Raw genomic sequence first — 17246 nt, 5'->3', positions numbered from 1 at the left:
CTGGCCGGGCGCGGTCGCCCCCGCGCGGACGCGCGAGGCGGGAAGGGCGATTGCGTGGCTGAGCGCGTTCCTTACATGGTCGAAGCCGGGCAGGGAAGCCGGGTTAGACGCATCCGGTCCCGCGGGACGACGATAACCGGAGACAATGTCGCATGGGGCTCTTCGAAAACAACCGCACGGTTCTCGTCACGGGGGCGTCCTCGGGGATCGGGGCGGAGCTCGCGCGGCTCTTCGCCGCGAACGGCGACCGCCTCGTGCTGACGGCGCGGCGCGAAGACCGGCTGAAGGCGCTCGCCGACGAACTCTGGACCAGGCATGCGGCGCAGGTCGACGTCGTCGTCGCGGATCTCGCCGCGCCTGAAGGCCCGCGCGAGCTGGCGATCGAGGTCGGTCGCCGCGGCCATGTGGTCGACGTGCTAGTGAACAACGCCGGGTTCGGATCGCTCGGGCCGTTCGTGAAGCAGCCGCTCGACCGCCAGCTCGCGATGGTGGCCGTCAACGTCGCGGCGCCGACCGCGCTCACGGGCATGTACCTGCCGGGTATGCTGGCGCGCGGCCGCGGCGGCGTCCTGAACGTCGCCTCGCTCGCGGCCTTCCAGGCCGGTCCAGAGATGGCGGTCTATTACGCCACCAAGGCCTATCTGCTGTCGTTCTCGGAGGCGCTGTTCGAGGAGTCGCGCCGGCAGGGAGTGACCGTCACTGCGCTCTGCCCCGGCCCGTCGCCGACCGAGTTCGGCGAGGTCGCCGGCGCGAACAATCTCCGCCTGTTCAAGACGGGCGTGGTGTCCGCCGCCGACGTCGCGAAAGCGGGCTTCGACGGCTTCCAGGCGAGGAAGGCCATCGTCATTCCCGGCGCCCTTCCGAAAGCGGCTGCGCTTTCCACCCGCTTCGTCTCGCGCGGGTTCACCCGCCGGCTGGCGCACGAGCTTCAGCGTTCGAAGGCCTGAAAACGCAAACAGGGCGCTCCGTGAGGAGCGCCCTGTCGCGATAAGTCCGAAACCCGGAAGGGCCTCGGGCCGAAATCACTCGGCCTTGAGGTTCGCGGCCTTGGTCTTGCCACGCTCCATGACGACTTCGAACGCGACCTTCTGGCCCTCGACGAGGGTGTGAAGGCCCGAACGCTCGACGTCGGAGATGTGGACGAAGACGTCCTTCGAGCCGTCGACCGGCTGAATGAAGCCATAACCCTTCTGGGTGTTGAAGAACTTGACGGTGCCGCTCGGCATTATCGCCTCCACTGGACAAGCGCGTGTGCGCATTTGACCGCATCCTCTCGTCGAGGCTTCGGCCGGGCACAATCCGAATTTGGCTCGTGTCGTAGAGGCAGTCGCTTTCGGCGTCACGCCGCATGCAAGCCAGACAAGGCGTCCAAACATCTGATTGCTGGTGCGACTATGGCGCACAGGTGGTGGGTCGCGTCAAGCTTCCGCCAGGGCTTTGGGACGGAACCGCGGGGCGTGCGAGCCGTTGTCGAACGGGGCGGCGGAGAGCGTCTCCAAGGAGATCAAGGCCTTGAAATCAGTGGGTGACAAGCCGGCGACATCGGCTTTGACTTTCGTCGATGACGGGTCGATCCCGAACCACCCGGAATGGCCGCTGCTTGTGCACCGGAAGGCCTTCGAAGCCGGCGGCGACGAACCCGCCGTCGCGGCCGAAGCGCTATTCGGCGCGAACGGCTGGGGCGGCTTCTGGCGCAACGGCGTCTACGCTTTCCATCACTACCATTCGACCTGCCACGAGGCTCTGGCGGTGGCGCAGGGCTGGGGCGAGATTAGATTCGGCGGCGAGGGCGGCGAAACGCTGCGGCTGGAAGCGGGCGACGTGGCGGTGCTGCCTGCCGGCACGGGCCACAAGCGAGTCGGCGCGAGCGACGACTTCCTCGTCGTCGGTGCCTATCCGCCGGACCAGCCCTACGACCTGATCCGCGACGCGTCCGAGCATGACGCCGCGCTTGGCCGGATTCGCGCCACGCCCATCCCTGCGACCGACCCGGTGTTCGGCGCCGAAGGCGGCCTCAGGAAGGCCTGGACGGCGGCCTCTCCGGACCGAAGCGGAGCATGAGCCAGATCGCCGCGGCGATGGCGACCGCGCCAAGCGCCGTTGACGCCGCGAGGGCCGGACCGGCGCCGAACGTCTCGATCGCGTAGGCGTAGAACAGCGGCGCCGCGGCCGCGGCGAGGAAGCTCGGCGCGACCAGTCGTCCGGTCAGCCGGGCGTAGTCACGCGGTTCGAACAGCGCGAGCGGCAGCGAGCCGCGGACGATCGTGGCGAGGCCGTTGCCGGCGCCGTAGAGCGCGCAGAAGCCGGCCGCGGCGAGCGCCGACAGGCCGCTCATCAGCCCCAGCACGAACGACGCCGCGAGGCCCGCGGCCGCGATCAGGTTGAGAAGCGTCGGGTCTATCCGCGCACCGAAGGCGACTTCGCACAGCCGCGCCGCCGATTGCGACACGCCGCGCAGCGCTGCGAGCGCGACCGCCGTTCCCGGCGCGACGCCGAGCCCGATCATCAGCGCGACCATCGCCGACGACATGCCTGCGGCGAGGAAGCTCGCGATCGTCGTGACGAGAGCGTAGAGCGCGCCGGCGAGCCCGACGTCGCGGCGCGTCGTCGCCCGCGGCGGCGGATGCAAGGTCGCTCCCGCCGTCGGCGGTTCGAACCGTCGATCCGGGATGCCGGCGTAGAGCGCGGCGCTCACGAGCGCGCAGGCGGCGTAGACAAGCGCGGCGGCGCGCCAGCCGAACGCGTCCGCAAGCCCGTGGCCGATCGGCCAGAACACGCTGGAAGCGAGCCCGCCGAGCAGCGTGATCTGCGACATCGACCGGCGCGCGTCGCGCCCGCCGATGCGGGCGAGGGCCGCGAAAGCAGCGTCGTAGAGCGTCAGCCGCATGGCGAGGCCAAGCACGATCCAGGCGGCGTAATAGCCGGCTGTCTCGTACGCGAGCGCGAGTCCAAGACAGCCGAGCGCGCCGACCAGCGCGCCGGCCACCATGGCGGGGCGACCGCCGTGGCGATCGATGAGCGCGCCCGCGAAGGGCGAGGCCAGCCCCATCGTCAGCAGCGCCGCGGCGAACCCGCCATGGACCTTCGTCTGGCTCCAGCCGAACTCGTCGGCGATCGGCTGGCCCAGCACGCCGATCAGGTAGTAGGTGACTCCCCAGGAGATGAGCTGGCCGGCGCCGAGCCGCCACGTCAGCCCGCGCCCGATCATCGCGCCGGGGGCGATGGGAGAGTGTCTGCGCCGTCGCCGAGCGGACGCTGCATCAGCACCGTGTCGACCCAGCGGCCGAACTTGAAGCCGACGGCCTCCAGCACGCCGACATTGCGGAATCCGAGCGCGGCGTGGACGCCGACCGACGCGGCGTTCGCCGAATCGCCGATCACCGCCACCATCTGCCGCCAGGGGCCGCGGTCGCAGCGCGCCACCAGTTCGCCAAGCAGCGCCCGGCCGACGCCGCGGCCGAGCGCGTCGTGGGCGACATAGACCGAATCCTCGATCGTGTGCCGATAGGCCGGACGCGCGCGGTAGGAGGCGGCGTAGGCGTAGCCCAGCACGCGGCCGGCTCCGCCGCTTTCGACCGCGACGATGTAGGGCAGGCCGGCCTGACGCACCGCCGCCATCCGCTCGCTCATGGTGGGCGCGGACGGCGCCTCTTCCTCGAAGGAGGCGAGGCCGGTCAGCACGTGATGCGCGTAGATCGCGGTGATGGCCGCGACGTCGCCCTCGTCGGCGTCGCGCAGCAAGAACGCGTCGACGCGGCTCATGCGGCGGCCTGCCGGCATTTTCCAGGCAGGTTCTGGTAATAGATGCTCTTGAGGCTCGCCTCGTACCAGGTCTGGCTGGCGCGCGCGGCGTCGAAGCCCTCCCGTAGCTCGATCGCGATGTCCTGTTCCGCGACGCCGGCCTGCGAGTTGTCCGGGACGGTCACGCGGCCCGCGATTCGCGGAGGCTCGACGTCGGCGATGAAGCGCCATTCCGGCTGGCCGCCGGTCGCGGCGTTGTAGTCGGTGCGGTCGCCGTCCGCCTTGGCGACGTAGACCTGACGGTAGAGGCCGCGGTCCTCGGGCGACTGGTCGAACAGGAAGGCCACGAACGGCCGGCTTTCGACGAACACGTAGAACTGGCAGTAGAGCGCGACCTTCGGCGGACCGGCGGGCTGCGCGGCAGGCTCCGGCGACGCTGTCGGCGCCGCAGGCGCGGCGGCGGTCTCGACGCGGGCGGGCGTGGAAGGGCGGAGCAGGTAGACGCCGGCGCCCAAGGCGAGCGCGGCGGCCAGGCCGGCTGAGATCAAGGCGATACGCGGCATGCGGTGGTCCCGACGTGTGGTCGACGTCGGGATATTAGGCGGACGGGGGCGACGCGACAGCCCCCGAAATCGCGAGCGTCCGGCCTCGCGCCCGTCCGCAGCCGCTCAGGCTTTCCGCTCGTCCATCATCCCGACGAAGCGGTGGAACAGGTAGTGGCTGTCCTGCGGGCCGGGCGAGGCCTCGGGATGGTGCTGCACGGAGAAGGCCGGACGGTCGGTCAGCTCGATGCCGCAGTTGGAGCCGTCGAACAGCGAGACGTGGGTCTCTCGCGCGCTCGCCGGCAGGCTGTCGCGGTCGACCGCGAAGCCGTGGTTCATCGAGGTGATCTCGACCTTGCCGGTGGTGAGATCCTTCACCGGGTGGTTCGCGCCGTGATGGCCCTGCCGCATCTTCTTGGTGCTTGCGCCGACGGCGAGCGCCAGCATCTGGTGGCCGAGGCAGATGCCGAAGGTCGGAATCTTCTTTTCGAGCACGCCCTGGATCATCGGAACGGCGTAAGCGCCGGTGGCGGCCGGATCGCCGGGGCCGTTCGACAGGAACACCCCATCGGGATCGAGCGCCAGGACCTCTTCGGCGGTCGCGGTCGCCGGCAGGACGGTGACCTCGCAGCCCGCCGTGGTCAGCATGCGCAGGATGTTGCGCTTGAGGCCGTAGTCGACCGCGACGACGCGCTTCGGCTCCACGCCCTCCGGGCGCGCGCCATAGGCGCCGGGCCAGGTCCAGCCGGCCTCGTCCCAGCCGTAGCGCTGGGTGGCGCCCACCAGCGGCACGAGGTCCTGCCCCTCGAGGCCGGCGAAGCCGTCGAGCGCGGCCTTGATCGCGGCGTCGTCGAAGCGGCCGTCCGGCGCATGGGCGATCACCGCGTTCGGCATGCCCTTTTCGCGTATGAGCGCGGTCAGAGCGCGGGTGTCGACGCCGGCGATCGCGACGATGCCGCGCGCCTTCAGCCACGCGTCGAGGTCGCGGGTCGCGCGCCAGTTGGACGGGCTCGTCACGTCGGCGGCGAACACCGCGCCGCGCACGCCCGAAGCGCCCGCCATGTTCACGGTCTCGACGTCGTCGTCGTTCACTCCGACATTGCCGATGTGCGGGAAGGTGAAGGTGATGATCTGGCCGGCGTAGGACGGATCGGTCAGGATCTCCTCATAGCCGGTCATCGCGGTGTTGAAGCAGAGCTCGCCCGCGGCGGCGCCGACGGCGCCGAGGCCGTCGCCCTCGATCAGGGTGCCGTCGGCGAGCAGCAGCCGCGCCGTGGGGCGCGCTTCGTCCCAGCCGCCGTGAGCGGCGTCTTGTTCGTGAGCCATGATTGTCTTAAGTCCCGTCGCGCGATCACGCGCCGACGCCTGACGCGCCGATGCGGCCGGAACCTAGGCGCCGCGCCCCGAAGCGTCAACTTTAGAGTGCTTTTTTCGGGGCGGACCGCGGTCAATCTGTAAGGACAAAAAAGATGCGTGAGGCGATCAGCGCCGCCCTCAAGGACGCCATGAAGGCCCGCGACGCGGAGCGCACGGGCACGCTCCGCCTGATCGGCGCGGCCATCAAAGATCGCGACATCGAGGCCCGCGGCGCCGGGAAGGGGACGGCGACCGACGATGAGCTGAAGCAGCTCCTCGCCAAGATGATCAAGCAGCGCCAGGAGAGCGCCTCGATCTACGAGCAGAACGCGCGCCCCGAGCTCGCCGCCAAGGAGAAGGCCGAGATCGCCGTGATCCAGCAGTTCCTGCCGCAGCAGATGTCGGACGCGGAGGTCGCCGCGGCGATCGACGCCGCCATTGCCGAGACCGGCGCCGTCAGCATGAAGGACATGGGCAAGGTGATGGGCGTGCTGAAGGCGAAGCACACCGGCACCATGGATTTCGCGGCTGCGAACGGCGCGATCAAGGCCAAGCTGACGGGCGGCTGAGGCCTCGCGAGAGCGGCGTCGTCCCGGACGAGCGTAGCGAAATCCGGGATGGTCTCCAGAACGAGCCCGGAGACCTGCATCGTCGGGCCCATCGCGGGTCGACCTTCGCGCGCATCCTCGGAGAACGAACCCGGATCGGCCTTCGGCCGTCCGGGATGACGTGCGTTGGACCGGTCGTCCTACGGGCTACTTCCCCAGAGCGGCGGCGTTCGGCGCGACGACGGCGAACAGGTCGGCCAGTCCCGCCAGCGCGCCGTCGTGGACCTCCTGCGCCGAACGCGCCGGCTTGCCGACGGCGCCGGGCAGCGCGCGGGTCGCGGTCGCGTTCTCCACGATCGTCACGCCGTAGCCGAGGTCGACCGCCGCGCGGGCGGTGGAGTCGACGCACATGTGCGTCATGAACCCGACGAGGATCAGGTTCTTGCGGCCGAGCGCCTTCAGCGCCGGGTCGAACTCCGGATTGGTGAAGCCGTTCGGAAGCCCCTTCGAAAACACCGGCTCGTCGCCCTGCGGGGCGGCCTGAGGCGCGATCTCGGCCCCTTTGGTGCCTTCGACGAAGATGCCGGCCGGCGAGCGGTGGACGACGTGGACGATCGGCGTCCCCGCCGCGCGGGCCTGCGCCAAAAGGTCGGCGATCGCGTTCAGCGCGGGCGCGGAGCCGGGCAGGGCGATCGGCCCTTCGACATATTCGTTCTGGGCGTCGATCACGACCAGCGTCGCGTCGGCGAGAGAGGCCGGCTGGGGCGAGGCGCCGGAGAGGTCGCGAAGGGTTTTGGGGGCTTCGGTCATGCCGCTCTCCATGAGAGGTTCCGGATCGATCGGACGCCTAGCATGGAGCGAAGGTCGGACTCCGCCATCGGCACGTTAGGCCAAGATCGGCGCGTCCGGCGTCAGAACGCCCCGAGCACGATGGCGCCGACGAAGGTGAAGGCCGCGACGACGGCCATGACGTCAAGCCTTTTCACAGCGCTCATCGGGGAAGCTCCCTTTTCCCAGCTGTGTGGATAAAGACTATTCATTCAATAGACAATACCTGGGAAGCGGATCCGCCATGCGCCGCCGCGCCTGCGAGCCACCCAGCGTCATTGAGGCGGCGTTAAGAGAACGCCCGGCATTTTACGCGTCATGCGGACATGGCGTCGTCTTGGTCTGGCTTTCTGCGCGGTCGCCGCCGTATCCGGCTGCGGCTTCTTCGACGGCGAGGAGCGCGAGCCCTGGCGCGGCAAGGTCGAAGCCGCTTGCATCGCCGCCAAGCTCGTGACCAAGACCGACTTCACGCGGCCGATCGACGAGATCGACGGACCCGGCGTCTGCGGGCTGGAGCGCCCGTTCCGAATCTATGCGCTCGCCGACGGATCGGTGGGCGTGCAGCCGTCGGCCCGGCTCGGCTGCCCCATGACGGCCGTGCTGAACGACTGGGTCGTCCGCAGCGTGCAGCCCGCGGCGCAGGCCCGCTTCGGCGTGGCCGTGGTGGAGGTCCGCAACATGGCCTCCTACGCCTGCCGCACCCGCAACAACAAGCGCGGCGGCAAGCTCTCCGAGCACGCCTTCGGCAACGGCCTCGACATCGGCGGTTTCGTGCTGGCCGACGGCCGCGAAATCTCCGTGCTGAAGGACTGGCGGAACGGAACGCCGGAGGCTCAGGCTTTCCTGCGCGAGGTGACCGCCGGCGCCTGCGGCGCGTTCAAGACCGTGCTCGGCCCCGGCAGCGACGGCCACCACGAGAACCACCTGCACCTCGACCTCGCGCGCCATGATCCGGCCGGGCGTCGCGCCTATTGCCGGCCGAAGCCGGTCGTGCCCGATCTGCCGCCTGAGCCGGAGATCGCGCCGCTCTCGGAGGAGCCCGCGATCAGCTACGCGCCGGAGGCGACGCCGTTCGACGGTCCGACCGGGTCGATCCGGCCGCGCCGGGGCGTCGAGATCATGGAGCCTCCGCCGGGATGGGACGAGGGCGAGGATTGAGAGCTGATCAGCCGGCGGCGATCTTCGGCTTCGGCGCGCCGTAGAGGTGCTCTTCCGCGGGGAACCGGCGCTCGCGCACGTCCGCCGCGTAGGCTTCCGCGGCCGCCTTCATCGTCGCGCCTACGTCGGCGTATTTGCGCACGAACTTCGGCACATGGCCGAAGGTCACGCCCATCATGTCGTCGGTGACGAGAATCTGGCCGTCGCATTCAGCCGAGGCGCCGATGCCGATGGTCGGCACGCGGATGGTCTCGGTGATGCGGGCCGCGAGCGGCGCGACGACGCCCTCGACCACCACGGCGAAGGCGCCGGCGTCGGTCACGGCGCGGGCGTCGGCGAGGATGGTCTCGGCCTCCGCCGACAGCTTGCCGCGGGCGGAGTAGCCGCCGAGCGCATTCACCGACTGCGGCTGCAGGCCGATATGGGCGAGCACGGGCACGCCGCGCTGGGTGAGGAAGGCGATGGTTTCGGCCATCACCGCGCCGCCCTCAAGCTTGACGGCGCCGCAGCCGGTCTCGGCGAGGATGCGCGCCGCGTTGCGGAACGCCTGAGCTGGGCTCTCCTGATAGGAGCCGAACGGCAGATCGACGACCACCAGCGCGCGCTTCGCGCCGCGCACGACGGCCGCGCCATGGGCGATCATCATGTCGAGCGTGACCGGGATCGTGCTCGGCAGGCCGTAGACCACCATGCCGAGGCTGTCGCCGACGAGCAGAAGATCGCTCGCCTGGTCCAGCGCTTCGGCCACCGGGGTCGTGTAGGCGGTGAGGCAGACCAGCGGCGTGCCGCCCTTCGCCGCGCGGATCGCGGCGACGGTGACCGGCTTGGTCGAGGCCGCGGTCAGCGGCGGCTTGGTGTGCGCGCTCATGAGCGTCCAATCCTCCGGGCGGCGACTGTCGCCGCCAGCCGGCCCCTCCCACAGAGACCGGGGGCCTTCGGCGCCCGAGATTTGGTCGCCGAGCGCCGCTTTCGCCAGTGTTTTATCGCCTCGGCGTCGGGAAAGCGCCGATTACTTCGTTGAAGGCTCCGTTCCCCGATCCGAACAGCGGGCCGGGGGACCGGAGAAAGCGTCAGGCTACGGCGGCCTTGCGGGTCGCGGCCTTGCGGGCCTTCAGCGCCGCCTGCGCGGCGGCGAGACGGGCGATCGGCACGCGGAACGGGGAGCAGGACACGTAGTCGAGCCCGACCTCCTCGCAGAAGGCGACCGAATCCGGATCGCCGCCATGCTCGCCGCAGATGCCGAGCTTGATCTTCGGGCGGACCGAGCGCCCGCGCTCCACGCCGAGGCGCACCAGATCGCCCACGCCGTCGCGGTCGATGGTCACGAACGGATCGTAGGGCAGCAGCTTCTTCGCCACGTAGGGTCCGAGGAAGGCCGAGGCGTCGTCGCGGCTGATGCCGAGCGCGGTCTGCGTCAGGTCGTTGGTGCCGAAGGAGAAGAACTCCGCCGTCTCCGCGATCGAATCGGCCTTGATGCAGGCGCGCGGCAGCTCGATCATGGTGCCGACCTGATAGACGAGTTTCTCGCCGGTCTCCTTCTCGACCTCCTTCGCCACCGCGTCGATGCGCGCCTTCACAAAGTCGAAGTCCGGCCGGCCCATCACGAGCGGCACCATCACCTCCGGCGTCACCGCGGCGCCGGTCGACTTGGCGGCCTCGATGGCGGCCTCGAAGATGGCGCGCGCCTGCATCTCGGCGATCTCGGGATAGGCGATCGCGAGACGGCAGCCGCGGAAGCCGAGCATCGGATTGAACTCGTGCAGCTCGGCGGCGCGGTTGCGCAGCTTGTCGGCGGGCACGCCCATGGCGGCCGAGACCTCGGCGATGTCCTTCTCGGTGTGCGGCAGGAACTCGTGCAGCGGCGGGTCGAGCAGGCGGATCGTGACGGGAAGCCCCTTCATGATCTCGAACAGCGCCACGAAGTCCGCCCGCTGGTAGGGCAGCAGCTTCGCGAGCGCCTTGCGGCGACCGGCCTCGTCGTCGGACAGGATCATCTCCCGCATCGCCACGATGCGCTTGTCGTCGAAGAACATGTGCTCGGTGCGGCAGAGGCCGATGCCCTCGGCGCCGAAGCGGCGGGCGGCGCGGGCGTCGTCCGGGGTCTCGGCGTTGGCGCGCACGCCCATGCGGCGGACCTCGTCGGCCCAGCGCATCAGCGTCGCGAAGTCGCCGGAGAGCTCCGGCTGGATCATGGCCACCGGGCCGTCGAGCACCTGTCCGGTCGAGCCGTCGATGGTGACGACGTCGCCCTCGCGGAACACGCGGCCGGCGACGGTCAGCGTGCCGGCCTTCTCGTCCATGCGCAGCATGCCGGCGCCGGAGACGCACGGCTTGCCCATGCCGCGGGCGACGACCGCGGCATGGCTCGTCATGCCGCCGCGCGTGGTGAGGATGCCCTCCGAGACGTGCATGCCGTTGATGTCTTCGGGCGAGGTCTCGGTGCGCGCGAGGATGACCTTCTTACCGGCGGCGACGGCGGCCTCCGCGGCCTCCGACGAGAACACCAGCTCGCCCTGCGCGGCGCCGGGGGAGGCGGGCAGGCCGGTCGCGATGATCTTGCGCTCAGCCTTCGGATCGATCGTGGGATGGAGGAGCTGGTCGAGCGCAGCCGGGTCGACCCGTTCCACGGCCTCCTCGCGGGTCAGCGTGCCGTCGCTTGCGAGATCGACCGCGATCTTGAGAGCGGCCTTGGCGGTGCGCTTGCCGTTGCGGGCCTGCAGCATCCACAGCTTGCCGCGCTCGACCGTGAACTCGAGATCCTGCATGTCGCGGTAGTGCTTCTCCAGCGTCTGCGAGACGCGGACGAACTCTTCGAACACTTCCGGCAGGCGCTTTTCCAGCGACGGAGCCTTCACGTCGCCCTCGATGCGGGCGGCTTCGGTCAGCGGCTGCGGGGTGCGGATGCCCGCGACCACGTCCTCGCCCTGCGCGTTGATCAGGAACTCGCCATAGAGACGGTTCTCGCCGGTCGACGGATTGCGCGTGAAGGCGACGCCGGTGGCCGATGTGTCGCCCATGTTGCCGAACACCATCGCCTGCACGTTGACCGCGGTGCCCCAGCTCTCGGGGATCGCGTTCAGGCGGCGGTAGGTGATCGCGCGGGCGTTCATCCAGGACGAGAACACGGCGCCGATCGCGCCCCAGAGCTGGTCGCGCGGATCCTGCGGGAAGGGCGCGCCGGTCTCCTTCTGCACCTTGGCCTTGTAGGCCTCCACAAGCTTGACCAGATCGTCGGCGTCGAGCTCGGTGTCCTCGGAGACGCCCTTCCGCTCCTTGGTCATTTCGAGGATGTCCTCGAACTGGTGATGGTCCACGTCGAGCACGACGTTGGAGTACATCTGAATGAAGCGCCGGTAGCTGTCATAGGCGAAGCGGCGGTTGTCGGAGCCTTTGGCGAGCCCTTCGACCGTCACGTCGTTGAGGCCGAGGTTGAGGATCGTGTCCATCATTCCCGGCATCGAGGCGCGCGAGCCGGAGCGCACCGACACCAGCAGCGGGTTCTCCGCGTCGCCGAAGACGCGGCCGGTGATCTTCTGGATGTGATCGAGGCCCGCCTCGGTCTGGGCCGCCAGCTCGGAGGGGTAGCTCCGGCCGTTGTCGTAATAGTGAGTGCAGACTTCGGTCGTGATGGTGAAGCCGGGCGGCACGGGCAGGCCGAGATTCGCCATTTCGGCCAGGTTCGCGCCCTTGCCGCCGAGAAGCTCGCGCAGCTCGGCGCGGCCTTCCGCACGACCGTCGCCGAAGGTGAGCACCCACTTAGTCATCAAGCGTTTCTCCGAATAGCCGCGAAGGTCGATCGCCTGCCGGCGTCCTGCCGCGACGGCAGCTTGCACGGCGCCGCAGCAAAGGCAAGATGTCGCACCGCGACTTAAGGAGGAATGCTTAAGTCGCATTCTGGCGCCTGGAACACCAGGGCCTCGCTGCGGTTGCTCACATCAACCGCGCAGTCGCACAAAAGCAAGGCGTGGTTCGCCTTATCTTCGCTCCTGCGAGTGACTTGCAAGGGTTGCAGTTGCGAACGATAGTCAGAAGCGTTCAAGGCCACTCCTAAAAATGCGAGCGATCCATCCATGATCGACGTCCCGCAGACGTCTGCGTCCTCTCCGTTGTCGGGCTGGCGGGGGCAACCCGGCGCGCCGTCGCTGCAGGAGGCGCATGGCTCGGTCGGGGTGGGCGGAGTGACGCGGCTCCGCCGGTTCCTCGCGTTCTTCGGACCGGGCTACCTCGTCGCCGTCGGCTACATGGACCCCGGCAACTGGGCGACCTCGCTCGCGGGCGGATCCCAGTTTGGCTACACGCTGATGGCGGTGGTCGCGCTGTCGTCGCTGATGGCGATGCTGCTGCAGGCGCTGTGCGCGCGGCTCGGCGTCGGGGCGGGGCGGGATCTCGCGCAGGCCTGCCGCGACGCCTTCCCGAAGCCGATCGCCTTCGTGCTCTGGATTCTCGCGGAAGCCGCGATCTGCGCCACCGACCTCGCCGAGGTCATCGGCACTGCGATCGGCCTCAATCTGCTGTTCGGCGTTCCGCTCGAGATCGGCGTCCTCATCACCGCGCTCGACGTGTTCCTCGTGCTGATGCTTCAGCGCATCGGCTTCCGCTGGATCGAGGCCTTCGTCATCGGCCTGCTGTTCGTGATCGCGGCCTGTTTCGCGATCCAGCTCGCCATGGCCGACCCGGACCTCGGCGCCGTCATCCGCGGCCTCGCGCCGACCGCCGAGCTCGTCCAGAATCCGGCGATGCTCTACATCGCGCTCGGCATCGTCGGCGCGACGGTGATGCCGCACAATCTCTATCTGCATTCCTCGGTCGTGCAGACCCGCGGCTACGAACGCACCGAGGTCGGCAAGCGCGAGGCGATCAAGTGGGCGACGCTCGACTCCACCATCGCGCTGTCCTTCGCCTTCCTGATCAACTCCTCGATCCTGATCCTCGCGGCGGCCGCCTTCCACACCACCGGCAACACAGAGGTGGCGGAGCTTGGCGAGGCGCACACGCTGCTCGGACCCCTGCTCGGCGGCGCGATCGCGGCGACCGCTTTCGGCGTGGCGCTGCTGTGCTGCGGCCTGAACTCGACGGTCACGGCGACGCTCGCCGGTCAGGTGGTGATGGAGGGGTTCCTGCGCATCCGGCTCGCGCCGTGGCTGCGTCGGCTGATCACGCGGGTGATCGCGATCGTGCCCGCGATCCTCGTCACTCTCTATTACGGAGAAAGCGGCACGGCGCGCCTGCTGGTGCTGAGCCAGGTGGTGCTCAGCCTGCAGCTCCCGTTCGCGATCATCCCGCTGGTGTGGTTCACCGCGAGCCGCGCCAAGATGGGGGACTTCGTCGCGCCGCGCTGGATGAGCGTCACGGCGGGCGTGGTCGCGGCCCTGATCGTCGCGCTCAACGTCAAGCTGGTGATCGACTTCGTCAGCGGGGCGTGAGGCTGGACGCGGGTTGAGCGGCGCCAGACGGCCGGTTGCGGGCCACGACCGGACCGATGGCGGGACCGTCGTCCGTGCGGGTCTCGGCGTCGCGCAGCAGCACGAAGCGCGCGCCGGAGGCCTTCAGCGTCCTGAGTCCTTCGGCGAGGCCGGAGCCGGCCGCGCGGCCGGGCTGGTTGACGTGAGCGATGATGACGTCGCCGTTCTTCGCTGCGGCGACCCGGCGCGCGACCATCGGCGCCATCAGAGAGGCGCCCATGTCGGCGTTCAGAGAATAGCCGGCGATCGCGTAGCCGTCCGCGCGGATGGCCGCAAGGGCGTCGCGACTGTAGCGCGCTGTCGCGTCGCGGTACCAGCGCGGGCGGGAGCCGGTCGCGGCCTCGATCGCCGCCGCGCCGCCTTCCACCTCCCGGCGAACGGCCTCGAGCGAGCCGGCGGTGCGGATTCCGAACATGGTCGCTCGGTCGGTGATCGCCGGCACATGGGCGTCGCCGTGGTTCTCGATCTCGAACAGGTCGCGGTGGGCGAGGAGCAGCTTCAGCGCCGCCGCGTTGCCGTTGAGCCAGCGGCGGGTGACGAACACCGTCGCCGGGATGCGTTCGGCGATCAGGAGGTCGAGCACGCGATGGTCCGTGGCGCCGGAGCAGGCGTCGAGCGTCAGCGCCACGGTGCGCGCGCTCGCGCCGGGATCGGCGAGCGTCAGCCGGGGTTCGAGATCGGAGGCGGCGGCGGGCGCGGCGCTGAGCAGGGCGGCGAGAGCCGCGGCGGCGCGAAGATGCGGGGGCATGCCTGGAATGGTCTCTGGCGGCGCTTTCCAAAGTGTTGAACCGCCGGCCGCGCGGCGATCCTGCGTGCGTTATGACGGGCGGACGCTGCGGACGCGATCCGCAAAACCGCGGACCGGCCGCGCGCGCTGCGCAATGGCGCGCTCGTGGCCGCGGGACGTTAAAGTCCGCACGAATCGAGGAGCTCGGCGCTGACGTGACATCGTTCTGGGGAAAGCTTGGAGGCGCGGCCGCGGGTCTCGCGCTCGGAGGGCCGCTCGGCGCGCTCGCGGGCGCCATCGCCGGCCACTTCCTGCTCGACCGCGAGACCGATCCCGCCGCGCGGGCGGCGCGGGAGGAAGAGAAGCGCGCCTTCGCCTTCACCATGGGGGTGATCGCGCTCGCCGCGAAGATGGCGAAGGCCGACGGCGCGGTGGTGTGCGTCGAGGTTCAGGCGTTTCGCCGCGTGTTCCAGATCGGCGAGGCCGATCTGCCCCGCGTGACGCAGGTGTTCGATCTCGCCAAGCGCGACGTCGCCGGTTTCGAGGCGTACGCGGCCCAGCTCGCCAACCTGTTTCGCGACGAGCCGGCGACGCTCGAGGACGTGCTGCACGGCCTCGCGCACATCGCTGCGGCCGACGGCGCGGTGCACGAGGCCGAGGCCGCCTATCTCGCCGAGGTCGGCCGCATCTTCGGGCTGGAGCCGGCCCGTCTTCGCCGCGCGCTCGGCCGTCACATGCAACTTGCGGCGACGGACCCCTACGCCGTGCTCGGAGCAGACCCCACGGCCTCGGACGACGATCTGAAGCGCCGTCATCGCGCTCTGGTGGCCGAAAATCACCCGGATCGCGCGCTCGCCCGCGGCCTTCCGGCTGAGGCGGTTCGGATCGCGACCGACAAGCTCGCGGCCGTCAACGCCGCATGGGACGCGATCCGCGCCGAAAGGAAGCTCGCATGACCGCGTTCGCGCCCGACAGCCCGCTGGTCGACGAGGTCAGGCCGGCGGCGAACCATGACGAGCGCGGCGCAGAGCCGGACATCCTGCTGCTGCACTACACCGGCATGGAGACCGCGGAGGGCGCCGTCGCGCGCCTGTGCGAAGAGGCGAGCAAGGTCTCCTGCCATTACGTGGTGCTGGAGGACGGCCGCGTTCTGCAGCTCGTGCCCGAAGGGCTCAGGGCGTGGCACGCCGGCGTTTCGTCGTGGGAGGGCGAGACCGGCGTCAACGCGCGTTCGATCGGCGTCGAGATCGTGAACCCGGGCCACGAGTTCGGCTATCGCGATTTTCCACTGCCGCAGGTCGACGCCATCATCGCGCTGGCCCGCGACATTTGCGCCCGCTGGCGAATTTTGCCCGAGCGTGTTCTGGCGCATTCTGATGTTGCGCCGCAGCGAAAAGAAGACCCCGGCGAGAAGTTTCCGTGGGACCGGCTCGCCGCGGCAGGCGTCGGGCACTGGGTCGCTCCGACGCCGATCGACGACGGCGGGGGACTTGCGGAGGGGGAGGAGGGCGACCCCGTGGAGCAGCTTCAGACGCTGCTCAGTCTCTACGGATACGGGCTCGAGATCGACGGGCGGTTCGGGCCCGTGACGGCCGCCGTGGTGCGGGCTTTCCAGCGCCATTTCCGGCCGGCGCGCGTCGACGGCGTCGCGGACTTTTCCACCTGCGACACCTTGCGCAACCTGCTCGCCGCACGGCCGGAGCGGTGAGGCTACCCGCCCTTTTCTCGTCACAGCCCTGACAAGAAGCGACCCAGCCAAGGTCGATCTCAGGTCATTTTCGCAAGGCTTTGGTCCCCGCATGCAAAACGCATAGGGGAGTGAGTTTATGCGTAAATCGACGATCGTCGTCGCGATCCTAGCGGCGACCGTCGCCTCGGCGAACGCCGCGCCGAACACCGAACGTCTTACCCGGGGGGCAAGCGTCGCCTCGAAATCTCAAGCCAAGCCGAACTCGACTATCGCAGCAGTAAGAACGTCTGAACGAACCATTAACACCCGAGGCGGGGGTAAGGTTCCGAGCTTCACCACAGGATCACAGGTCCGCGCTTCCGCCGCAGCCTTCACCTCTGCGCGGAGCGCCGGCCAGCCGGCGGCGCCCTCGGCTGCGGAGAAGCCGCAGGTGCGGCGCGCGGCCTCGGCTCCGAAACGCGCGACATCGCGCAAGACGGCCCGGGCCGTCGCCAAGACCGAGCGCCGGACCGCCCGCCGGCAGGCGACGCGTCGCCTGCCGGCGAAGACCGAGATGGTCGCGTTGCGGCGTGAGATCGACATTCCCTCGACCACCGGCTCGGTCGACCGTTCGGGCGCCGTGGCGGCGCCGACGGGGTCGATCCCCTCGATGGTGACCCAGGCCGCCCGGCAGGCCGGCGTCAGCCCGGCGCTCGCCCACGCCGTGGTGAAGGTCGAGTCGCGCTACGAGCCGCGCGCCACCGGGCCCGGCGGCTACATCGGCCTGATGCAGCTCAGCTACCAGACGGCGCGAGGCATGGGCTTCCGCGGCAGCCGTCAGGCTCTCTACGAGCCGAGCACGAATCTGCGCTACGGCATGAAGTATCTCGCCGGCGCCGTCGCCAAGTCCGGCGGCAGCACCTGCGGGGCGGTGTCCAAGTATCAGGGCGGACACGGCGTGCGCGGCGTGACCCGCGCGGGCGCGGTCTACTGCGCCAAGGTGAAGCGCTTCATGGCCCAGGGCCTGCCCGCCGGCGAGCGCGTGACGGCCGAGGCGACCGCGGACAAGCCGAAATCCTGAGACGCGGCGGCGATCGTCGCCGACGCTCCGCGCGCCCGGACCGCCCGGAACCGGACTCCCCAGGTCTTGCGTGGGGTCCGGTCCGAGGCGGCTCGGGCGCGCGGCGTTTCAGCGCGGCTTGACCGCGCGTCGTG

General features: G+C 69.9%; 17 protein-coding genes. 8 read left to right on the top strand and 9 right to left on the bottom strand.

Going from position 1 to position 17246, the window contains the following annotated elements:
• Positions 1–152 precede the first annotated feature (152 nt).
• Positions 153–947, top strand: a complete 795-nt coding sequence (locus tag ACFSCV_RS04025; RefSeq protein WP_378797228.1) for an SDR family NAD(P)-dependent oxidoreductase — start codon at positions 153–155, stop codon at positions 945–947.
• Positions 948–1022: 75 nt separating this feature from the next.
• Here ACFSCV_RS04025 and ACFSCV_RS04020 read toward each other — a convergent pair whose 3' ends face one another.
• Entirely contained in the window at positions 1023–1226 is a 204-nt protein-coding gene (locus tag ACFSCV_RS04020; RefSeq protein ID WP_271201858.1) for a cold-shock protein, read from the bottom strand.
• A 322-nt stretch (positions 1227–1548) separates the two neighbouring features.
• Here ACFSCV_RS04020 and ACFSCV_RS04015 point away from each other — a divergent pair, with 322 nt between their 5' ends.
• Positions 1549–2061, top strand: a complete 513-nt coding sequence (locus tag ACFSCV_RS04015; protein WP_378797226.1) for a cupin — start codon at positions 1549–1551, stop codon at positions 2059–2061.
• Here ACFSCV_RS04015 and ACFSCV_RS04010 read toward each other — a convergent pair.
• From ACFSCV_RS04010 to carA, 4 genes are all read right to left on the bottom strand, one after another.
• Entirely contained in the window at positions 2015–3208 is a 1194-nt protein-coding gene (locus tag ACFSCV_RS04010; RefSeq protein WP_378797224.1) for an MFS transporter, read from the bottom strand. The two genes, ACFSCV_RS04015 and ACFSCV_RS04010, sit on opposite strands and share 47 nt — an antisense overlap.
• Positions 3205–3762 carry a GNAT family N-acetyltransferase gene (locus ACFSCV_RS04005; RefSeq protein ID WP_378797222.1) on the bottom strand — a complete coding sequence of 186 codons (558 nt, stop codon included), beginning with the start codon at positions 3760–3762 and terminating at the stop codon, positions 3205–3207. Before ACFSCV_RS04005 ends, ACFSCV_RS04010 begins: the two co-directional genes overlap by 4 nt.
• Positions 3759–4304, bottom strand: a complete 546-nt coding sequence (locus ACFSCV_RS04000; RefSeq protein WP_378797220.1) for a hypothetical protein — start codon at positions 4302–4304, stop codon at positions 3759–3761. Before ACFSCV_RS04000 ends, ACFSCV_RS04005 begins: the two co-directional genes overlap by 4 nt.
• A 105-nt stretch (positions 4305–4409) precedes the next feature.
• Positions 4410–5609, bottom strand: a complete 1200-nt coding sequence (carA, locus tag ACFSCV_RS03995) for a glutamine-hydrolyzing carbamoyl-phosphate synthase small subunit (protein WP_378797218.1) — start codon at positions 5607–5609, stop codon at positions 4410–4412.
• Between the two features lie 143 nt (positions 5610–5752).
• On the opposite strand from carA, the gene ACFSCV_RS03990 reads away from it, so the two are divergent.
• Positions 5753–6208: a GatB/YqeY domain-containing protein gene (locus tag ACFSCV_RS03990; RefSeq protein ID WP_378797216.1), complete on the top strand. Its 456-nt coding sequence runs from the start codon at positions 5753–5755 to the stop codon at positions 6206–6208.
• A 186-nt stretch (positions 6209–6394) separates the two neighbouring features.
• Here the strand turns inward: ACFSCV_RS03990 and ACFSCV_RS03985 are convergent, their stop codons facing one another.
• Positions 6395–6997 (bottom strand): cysteine hydrolase family protein, encoded by a 603-nt coding sequence (locus tag ACFSCV_RS03985; RefSeq protein WP_378797214.1) that lies wholly within the window; start codon positions 6995–6997, stop codon positions 6395–6397.
• A 336-nt stretch (positions 6998–7333) separates the two neighbouring features.
• Between ACFSCV_RS03985 and ACFSCV_RS03980 the strand changes: the two genes are divergently transcribed.
• Positions 7334–8173 carry an extensin-like domain-containing protein gene (locus ACFSCV_RS03980; protein ID WP_378797212.1) on the top strand — a complete coding sequence of 280 codons (840 nt, stop codon included), beginning with the start codon at positions 7334–7336 and terminating at the stop codon, positions 8171–8173.
• 7 nt (positions 8174–8180) lie between these two features.
• Here the strand turns inward: ACFSCV_RS03980 and panB are convergent, their stop codons facing one another.
• Together panB and ppdK are read right to left on the bottom strand one after the other, a co-directional pair.
• On the bottom strand, positions 8181–9041 hold the full coding sequence (panB, locus tag ACFSCV_RS03975) for a 3-methyl-2-oxobutanoate hydroxymethyltransferase (RefSeq protein ID WP_378797211.1): 861 nt from the start codon (positions 9039–9041) through the stop codon (positions 8181–8183).
• 202 nt (positions 9042–9243) lie between these two features.
• Positions 9244–11937, bottom strand: coding sequence for a pyruvate, phosphate dikinase (gene ppdK, locus ACFSCV_RS03970; protein ID WP_378797210.1), 2694 nt, complete (start codon positions 11935–11937; stop codon positions 9244–9246).
• A gap of 306 nt (positions 11938–12243) precedes the next feature.
• Between ppdK and ACFSCV_RS03965 the strand changes: the two genes are divergently transcribed.
• On the top strand, positions 12244–13596 hold the full coding sequence (locus ACFSCV_RS03965) for an Nramp family divalent metal transporter (protein ID WP_378797209.1): 1353 nt from the start codon (positions 12244–12246) through the stop codon (positions 13594–13596).
• Here ACFSCV_RS03965 and ACFSCV_RS03960 read toward each other — a convergent pair.
• Complete coding sequence (locus ACFSCV_RS03960; RefSeq protein ID WP_378797208.1) at positions 13583–14383, bottom strand: polysaccharide deacetylase family protein; 801 nt, start codon at positions 14381–14383, stop codon at positions 13583–13585. The genes ACFSCV_RS03965 and ACFSCV_RS03960 overlap by 14 nt on opposite strands.
• 194 nt (positions 14384–14577) lie before the next feature.
• Between ACFSCV_RS03960 and ACFSCV_RS03955 the strand changes: the two genes are divergently transcribed.
• From ACFSCV_RS03955 to ACFSCV_RS03945, 3 genes are all read left to right on the top strand, one after another.
• Entirely contained in the window at positions 14578–15318 is a 741-nt protein-coding gene (locus ACFSCV_RS03955; protein WP_378797207.1) for a TerB family tellurite resistance protein, read from the top strand.
• Positions 15315–16070, top strand: coding sequence for an N-acetylmuramoyl-L-alanine amidase (locus ACFSCV_RS03950; RefSeq protein WP_378797206.1), 756 nt, complete (start codon positions 15315–15317; stop codon positions 16068–16070). Before ACFSCV_RS03955 ends, ACFSCV_RS03950 begins: the two co-directional genes overlap by 4 nt.
• A gap of 412 nt (positions 16071–16482) precedes the next feature.
• Positions 16483–17112, top strand: a complete 630-nt coding sequence (locus ACFSCV_RS03945) for a lytic transglycosylase domain-containing protein (RefSeq protein WP_378797205.1) — start codon at positions 16483–16485, stop codon at positions 17110–17112.
• Positions 17113–17246 lie beyond the last annotated feature (134 nt).

Origin of the sequence: Methylopila henanensis, assembly GCF_042681025.1 — a bacterium.
Taxonomy (GTDB): Bacteria; Pseudomonadota; Alphaproteobacteria; order Rhizobiales; family Methylopilaceae; genus Methylopila; species Methylopila henanensis.
The sequence above is the reverse complement of the archived record's forward strand: the minus strand, read 5'-3'. Positions and strand labels throughout refer to the sequence as shown.

Bases quoted from the DNA above. Each gene is read 5' to 3' on its own strand.
- ACFSCV_RS03960 (WP_378797208.1), bottom strand. From the start codon at position 14,383: ATGCCCCCGCATCTTCGCGCCGCCGCGGCTCTCGCCGCCCTGCTCAGC.
- ACFSCV_RS03990 (WP_378797216.1), top strand. From the start codon at position 5,753: ATGCGTGAGGCGATCAGCGCCGCCCTCAAGGACGCCATGAAGGCCCGC.
- ppdK (WP_378797210.1), bottom strand. From the start codon at position 11,937: ATGACTAAGTGGGTGCTCACCTTCGGCGACGGTCGTGCGGAAGGCCGC.
- ACFSCV_RS03965 (WP_378797209.1), top strand. From the start codon at position 12,244: ATGATCGACGTCCCGCAGACGTCTGCGTCCTCTCCGTTGTCGGGCTGG.
- ACFSCV_RS04000 (WP_378797220.1), bottom strand. From the start codon at position 4,304: ATGCCGCGTATCGCCTTGATCTCAGCCGGCCTGGCCGCCGCGCTCGCC.
- ACFSCV_RS04025 (WP_378797228.1), top strand. From the start codon at position 153: ATGGGGCTCTTCGAAAACAACCGCACGGTTCTCGTCACGGGGGCGTCC.
- ACFSCV_RS04020 (WP_271201858.1), bottom strand. From the start codon at position 1,226: ATGCCGAGCGGCACCGTCAAGTTCTTCAACACCCAGAAGGGTTATGGC.
- panB (WP_378797211.1), bottom strand. From the start codon at position 9,041: ATGAGCGCGCACACCAAGCCGCCGCTGACCGCGGCCTCGACCAAGCCG.
- ACFSCV_RS03985 (WP_378797214.1), bottom strand. From the start codon at position 6,997: ATGACCGAAGCCCCCAAAACCCTTCGCGACCTCTCCGGCGCCTCGCCC.
- ACFSCV_RS03950 (WP_378797206.1), top strand. From the start codon at position 15,315: ATGACCGCGTTCGCGCCCGACAGCCCGCTGGTCGACGAGGTCAGGCCG.
- ACFSCV_RS03980 (WP_378797212.1), top strand. From the start codon at position 7,334: ATGCGGACATGGCGTCGTCTTGGTCTGGCTTTCTGCGCGGTCGCCGCC.
- carA (WP_378797218.1), bottom strand. From the start codon at position 5,609: ATGGCTCACGAACAAGACGCCGCTCACGGCGGCTGGGACGAAGCGCGC.
- ACFSCV_RS04005 (WP_378797222.1), bottom strand. From the start codon at position 3,762: ATGAGCCGCGTCGACGCGTTCTTGCTGCGCGACGCCGACGAGGGCGAC.
- ACFSCV_RS04010 (WP_378797224.1), bottom strand. From the start codon at position 3,208: ATGATCGGGCGCGGGCTGACGTGGCGGCTCGGCGCCGGCCAGCTCATC.